The sequence below is a fragment of the Mycobacterium sp. genome (genome assembly GCF_035653355.1).
Classification (GTDB): Bacteria; Actinomycetota; Actinomycetes; order Mycobacteriales; family Mycobacteriaceae; genus Mycobacterium.
The window spans coordinates 1-4,236 of the sequence record NZ_DASRBZ010000267.1; the positions used below are offsets into that span (position 1 = coordinate 1).

At 66.7% G+C, this 4,236-nt stretch carries 6 protein-coding genes; 2 read left to right on the forward strand and 4 right to left on the reverse strand.

Annotated elements, in window-relative coordinates; genetic code table 11:
- Positions 1 to 249, forward strand: a 249-nt coding sequence (locus tag VFA16_RS09115) for an anti-sigma factor (RefSeq protein ID WP_324967498.1), incomplete at its 5' end; no start/stop codon positions are given.
- Positions 250 to 267: 18 nt separating this feature from the next.
- Here the strand turns inward: VFA16_RS09115 and VFA16_RS09120 are convergent.
- From VFA16_RS09120 to VFA16_RS09135, 4 genes are read right to left on the reverse strand one after another with little or no spacing between them, the layout of a single operon-like run.
- Positions 268 to 1,104, reverse strand: a complete 837-nt coding sequence (locus tag VFA16_RS09120) for a hypothetical protein (RefSeq protein ID WP_324967499.1) — start codon at positions 1,102 to 1,104, stop codon at positions 268 to 270.
- Positions 1,105 to 1,106: 2 nt separating this feature from the next.
- Positions 1,107 to 2,666 carry an aldehyde dehydrogenase family protein gene (locus tag VFA16_RS09125; protein ID WP_324967500.1) on the reverse strand — a complete coding sequence of 520 codons (1,560 nt, stop codon included), beginning with the start codon at positions 2,664 to 2,666 and terminating at the stop codon, positions 1,107 to 1,109.
- A 28-nt stretch (positions 2,667 to 2,694) separates the two neighbouring features.
- A complete protein-coding gene (locus tag VFA16_RS09130) occupies positions 2,695 to 3,222 on the reverse strand; it encodes a mycothiol transferase (RefSeq protein ID WP_324967501.1) in 528 nt (175 codons plus the stop codon).
- Between the two features lie 10 nt (positions 3,223 to 3,232).
- The gene (locus VFA16_RS09135) at positions 3,233 to 3,613 is read right to left on the reverse strand and encodes a VOC family protein (protein ID WP_324967502.1); all 381 of its coding nucleotides are present in this window, start codon (positions 3,611 to 3,613) and stop codon (positions 3,233 to 3,235) included.
- 97 nt (positions 3,614 to 3,710) lie between these two features.
- On the opposite strand from VFA16_RS09135, the gene VFA16_RS09140 reads away from it, so the two are divergent.
- A partial coding sequence (locus tag VFA16_RS09140) for an amidohydrolase family protein (RefSeq protein WP_324967503.1) occupies positions 3,711 to 4,236 on the forward strand: 526 nt, incomplete at its 3' end.

A 4,236-nucleotide genomic window follows, 5' to 3' on the forward strand; every position in this document is an offset into this window, starting at 1 on the left:
AAGAACGCCGGCGTGTTGGTGATGAACAACGTGCCCCCGCCGTCGCCGGGCTCCGTCTACCAGATGTGGCTGCTCGACACTCACGGTCCTACCTCGGCCGGCACGATGGACACCAAAGCCGTAGCGCCGTCAACGACCGCGGTCCTCCCGAACCTGGGCAACTCGACCGCACTCGCGTTTACCGTCGAACCCGGCAACGGCTCACCGCGTCCGACCGGAAGGATGCTGGCTCAGTTGCCGCTCAGATGAGCGGTTTACCGCCCCGGTTTACCCTCTGCGCAGGCCGCCCAGTATCGCGATGAGCACACCGAAGGCCACCAGCGCGCCTCCAGCGGCCAGCGTCAGGTCGAGCCAGTGGTGCAGGCTGCCTTCGGCGTAAGCGACCGTCGCGTCGGCGATCCGGCGGACGTCGCCGCTTGTGTGGTTGAGCGCATCGTTGACATGACGGCGGGCGACCTCGATACCCGCATACCCGACGGCTCCCACAATTAGCGCGGAAACTCCCAGGCTGGCCAACGCTTTACCACGGTTTCGGGCGGCCGCCAGCGTCAGCACCGCGAACGTCCCCGTCAGCACCGTCGCCGCCAGACTCACCCACGGACCCCACGTGGCGAGAGGATGTAATTGGCCGGGCCGCAGCGTCTTCGGCGCAGGAACCGTCAACGGCGCCGTCACCGTCGCGGGCAAGTGCACGTTGTAGTCGGTTAGCGTCTGACGAAATGCCGCGTCGTTCAACATCGGAGCCAGGTCGACCACCCACGGGTCAGGTCCAGCCTGCGTACCGGCGAACGCCCAACTATGCGCAATCCGGTTGGCCTGCGCGAACTGTGACGGAAACGACGGGCCGGCGGTATAGGCCAATGCGACAGCACGCACCCGTCCCGGATCGACGCGGGTGCCGTGTTCGCTGATGAGCGCGGTCGCCTTGCTGGTGAGTTCGGCCGCGACTGCCGCCCGCAATTCCGGATCAGCCGCCGCTTTCTGCGCCATGCCCGCATAACCGTTGGCGTCAATGATGTTGCGCTGCGCCCAAACCGCCGGGACCGCTACCCCCAGTGCAACAGTGGTGAGCAACCATAACAGCACCGTCGCAACGAACCGCACTCCTATTGGGCGGCTTTAGCCGGTGTGGTTGCTTTGGCTTTGGCAACGCGACGCGGACCTGCAAGCGCCAACCGGGTCATCATTCGGTTCATCCGGGCCAGCGTCTTCAGCGAATTGTTGTAGTAGGCAAAGCCGCCGCCGACATTCGTGCGGGGCACGACCACGGTCTCGGCGCGGCAGAACTTGCGCAGCCCCTCGGCGCCACCGAACCGCGCCCCGATGCCCGACGCCTTCCAGCCGCCCATCGGAGCGGTGGTGCACATCAGGTTGCTGATCACGTCGTTGATGTTGACTGCACCGCAATCAAGCTGCAGCGCAATGTATTTGGCGCGCTCGACATCGCGGGAGAAGACCGAGGCGCTCAACCCGTACGGGCTGTCGTTGGCCAGCCGGATCGCCTCGTCGACCGTGGCGACCTTCATGATCGGCAGCGTTGGGCCGAACGTCTCCTCGGTCATGCACGCCATCGAGTGGTCGACGTCGACCAGCACGGTGGGCAGATAGAAGCTGCCTGGCCTCCCAGCACGTCGGCCGCCGGTAAGTACCCGCGCCCCTTTGGCTTTCGCGTCGGCGACATGGCGCTCGGTCACGGCCAGCTGCGACTCGTCGATCAGCGCGCCGAAGTGGCCTTCGCCGGCGCCGACCTGCAATGCCTGCACGTCGCGCACCACGGCGTCGACGAACTGCTGATAGACCTGCTCGAGCACGTACACCCGCTCAACCGACACACAGGTCTGACCGGCGTTGAACATTGCTCCCCACACCGCGGCGTGCGCGGCCAGGTCGATGTCGGCGTCCTCCAACACGATCATCGGATCCTTGCCGCCCAGTTCGAGGCTGACCGGCGTCAACCGGCGTGCGGCGCGCTCCATCACTTTGCGTCCGGTCGCAGTCGACCCGGTGAACTGGATGAAGTCGACGCTGTCGATCACAGCCTCGGATACCGCGCGGGCGCCTTGGGCGAGCGCGAACACATCGGGTGCGCCGGAATCGCGCCAGCCGCGCCGCAGCACCTCCGCGGTCAGCGGGGTGCGTTCCGACGGCTTGAGCAGCACCGCGCAGCCTGCCGCCAACGCGCCGATCGCGTCCATCAGCGCGTTGGCCGCCGGGTAGTTCCACGGCGCGATGATGCCGACGACTGGGCGGGGCCGGTAGTGGATGGTGATCTTCTTGATCGCCAGGAACGGCAGCGCCGCCGGACGGCGTTCGGGCGCCAGCGCCTTCTCCATCGTCTTGATGTAGTAGGCCAGGATCATGATCAGCAGCGGCACTTCTTGGCCCGCGTCGACCGCCGATTTACCGGTCTCCTTGATGAGCAGCTCCTCGATTTCACTGCGATGCTCGCCCAGCCACACCGCGAAGCGGGCCAGCGCCTTGGCACGCCCCTTGGCGCCGCGCTGCTCCCACTCCCGTTGCGCCGCACGCAGTTCTGCGGTGATGGCGGGGACGTCGGAGGGATCGGTCCAGCGGACTTCTCCCGCCGCCGCCCCGGTGGCCGGGCTGAGGATGGTGCCGGTACCGGAGAACTCGGGCGTGGTGGGTGGCTGTGTGATGGCTGTCATAGCGCCATGCTAGCCACCTCGACAGGTGTCAAGTCCGCCGGTTTGCGATTCCCAGCACGTATGCGGCCTGGCCGAGGTGCTGGGCACAGTCGTCGATGACGCTGACCAGTCGCACGCTGGCCGTCACCGGCGGGTCCCAATGCTCGTCGACGATGCGGGAGAGCTCGTCGCCGCTGATGCTGGCGATGTACTCCAACGTCAGCTTGTGCACGGCGTGGTAGTAGCCGGACAGCAGTTCAGCTCGGGCGCGCACTTTGGCCACGTCTTCGGGGCTGTGGCGGTAGCCCGTGTCGTCGCGCGGCAGGTCGAGGCCGAACCGGTCCACCCAGCCGTCGCGCGTCCACACCGGCTCGACACCGGCGATGTCGGCCACTTGGACGTCCTGCACGCGAGCGCTGTGCCAGATCAGCCAGGCGATGCTGTTGGCGTTAGGACTGGGCCGGTAGAGGGCCTTGTCGTCGCTCAGCCCGTCGGTGAGCTCGTCGACGTGTTCGATCAGCCGGGTGAACGCATCGCGCAACAGCTCTTGCGCGGCAGCGACATCGTTGGCGGGCATACCGGCGAGATTACGGGCCGCCCGCCGCGCCGTGGAAGACCGCTTCAACGTTGTTGCCGTCGGGATCGCGGACGAACGCGCCGAAGTAACCGGGATGGTATTCCGGCCACAGCCGCGGCGCGTGCAGCGACTCCGCGCCCAGGCCCACGGCGGCCTCGTAGAACGCCCGCACCGCGTCTTCGTCGGCGGCGGCGAAGGCGATGTGGGTTTCCCGGTTGGGTCCCATGCCGGCGCCGTCAGCGATCCAAAACGTGGGGTGCCCGTCGCGGCCGTAGCCGACGGCCTCTCCGAAGTCCATCTGCCGCGTATAGCCGAGCACGGCGAGCACGGTGTCGTAGAACTGCTGTGCTTTGGCGTGGTCGGCGCAGTTGATGCCGAAGTGATCAAGCATTAGCGCCACTCCTCCTCATCGCTTCGCTCTGCATCGTCGTCGGCGCGCATGCAGTTCAGCCTGGCATGAGCCACCGACACGGTCGTAGATTATTTAGATGACCTACGACCTGGTGATCCGCAATGGCAGCATCGTCGACGGGTTGGGCGGTGAGCCGTACGTCGGGGACGTCGCGGTGCGAAATGGGGTAATCGCGTCGGTGGGCAAGGTCGACGGCTCCGGTGCACGGGAGATCGACGCGACCGGGCTGCTCGTGACCCCGGGCTTCATCGACCTGCACACCCACTACGACGGCCAGTCAATCTGGTCGGACCGGCTGAATCCCTCGTCGGCACATGGGGTGACGACGGTGGTGATGGGCAACTGTGGCGTCGGCTTCGCCCCCTGCCGCCAAGAAGACCACGACGTGCTGGTTGACGTAATGGCGGGCGTCGAGGACATCCCCGGCGTGGTGATGACCGACGGACTGCCGTGGACCTGGGAAACCTTCCCCGAGTATCTCGATGCGCTGGAGTCGCGACAGCGTGATATTGATGTGGCCGCCTACCTGCCGCATTCGCCCCTGCGGGTGTATGCGATGGGCGAGCGCGGCGCCCAGCGCGAGCCCGCCACCGCCGAGGACC